Origin of the sequence: Enterorhabdus sp. P55, from assembly GCF_009911695.1 — a bacterium.
Lineage (GTDB): Bacteria > Actinomycetota > Coriobacteriia > Coriobacteriales > Eggerthellaceae > Enterorhabdus.
In genome coordinates this window covers 1-1664 of record NZ_QWKK01000219.1, presented here as the reverse complement: position 1 = coordinate 1664, position 1664 = coordinate 1, and the positions used below count along the sequence as shown (strand labels likewise).

General features: G+C 73.9%; 1 protein-coding gene. It reads right to left on the bottom strand.

The features are described 5' to 3' along the window. Positions 1–547 precede the first annotated feature (547 nt). Entirely contained in the window at positions 548–1549 is a 1002-nt protein-coding gene (locus D1643_RS10920) for a uroporphyrinogen decarboxylase family protein (RefSeq protein WP_160710631.1), read from the bottom strand. Positions 1550–1664: the final 115 nt, after the last annotated feature.

Below are 1664 nucleotides of genomic sequence, written 5' to 3'. Positions count from 1 at the left end.
GGGGCGGGGGACGGGGCGACACGCAGGCGGCTGCAGCCCGCCAAGGTGGCGGAGGGGACGAGCAGGCGCGGCCCGCATGGCAGCGGGAGGAAGCAGCACACAGGCGACCGCAGGAGGGGGGCGCCACAGTGTCTCAGCGACACGACCTGCGCAGGTGCAGATAGACGCGGCCCGTACAGGCGCAAAGAACGCGCCACGGCGGACGCAGGAGGGGGACACCCCCTGGCTGGAAGGCGTTCCACCCCCCCTGGCGCGCCGCCCCGCCCTGGTAAGGGAGCGCCCCCGACGCCCGCCCTGGCAAGGGAAGCCCCCCTGTCGTCCGGCGAGAAAGAGGGGGGGGCGACCGGGCGTGCGACGGGGGCGGGGCGACCGCCTTAGGGGACGTGATGACGAGCCGCTTAGGCGCCGAAGGCGCGCCTCCTCCGCCCCGCCCGATGACGGGGGGCAGGATCCTGGCGCGAGGCCCCGCCCGCCCCTCGGCGCCCGCCCTCCCTGGCGAGGGGGGGGGCGAGGCGAGTAGGCGGATCGGGGCGCCGGGGGGGCGGGCCTAGCGCGCGTCGTAGAACTCGTCCACGGCGGCGAAGAAGGCGTCGATGTTCTCCCAGGGGCTCATCGGCGGCACGTCGCAGCCGGTGGAGGGGATGAAGTTGGGGTACTTGGAGCACGACTCCATGAGCGCGAGGATGGCCTCGCGCACCGACTCCAGCGTGCCGTTGCGGATCTGGCCGGCCGGGTCCACGTTGCCCATGACGAGCACGTCGGAGGGCATGAGCCCGAGCATCTCGGCCATGTCCGAGGCGTTGCCGAAGTGGTAGCCCATGGCGCCCACGGCGGCCACGGCCTCAGGGGCCTTGGACACCGACGGGCCGCAGTTGTGGTAGACCACGGCGAACTCCCCGTCCTGCACGGCGTCCACGACGCGGCGCGCGTAGGGCGTGGAGAACTCGGCCATGAGCTCGGGCGAGAGCAGGCCCGCCAGGGGCTCGGCCATGACCACGCCGTCGGCGCCGGCCTCCTTGAACGCGCTCGCGTAGGCGCAGATGAACTCGGTGCACTTGCCGAGCACGGCGTGGACGAGATCCGGCTCCTCGTAGCACAGGGGCATGACCTCGTTGACGTCCATGAGGCGCCCCGCCAGCGAGAACGGCCCGATGACCCCGGCGAGCACGGGGCGGTCGGAGATCTTGGGCGCCACCTCGCGGATGGCCTGAACGTAGAGCCCCGTGCGCCCGTCGCCCACCGCGGGCACGGCCAGGTCGTCGGGGTCGGAGTCCTCGTCGACCACGGAGCCGATGACCGTGGGCACCTCGTCGTCGGTCACGCGCACCTGGCTGCCGAAGGCCTCGGCCTCCACCGACAGGTCCATGAACGACACGCTCGCCGCGGCGTCCACCCGGCCCGCCACGAGCCTCATGGCCTCGGCCTGGCGCCCGGCGTCGCCGATGAGCTCGGCCACCGTGCACCCCATCATCTGCACCGCCGGGAACGACAGCACCGGCAGCGGCTTCTTCCTCTCGGCCGCGATCTGGTCCGCGGCCCATTGCTTCATGTCCAAGGGAGTCCCCTTTCTCGAGTGGTCTGTCAGCGCGGCGCGCCCTCCGCGCCGCGGTGGGGCCCCGCCCCGGCCGGGGCCCCGGGAGGCGGGGCGGGGGCCAGGCGGGGCG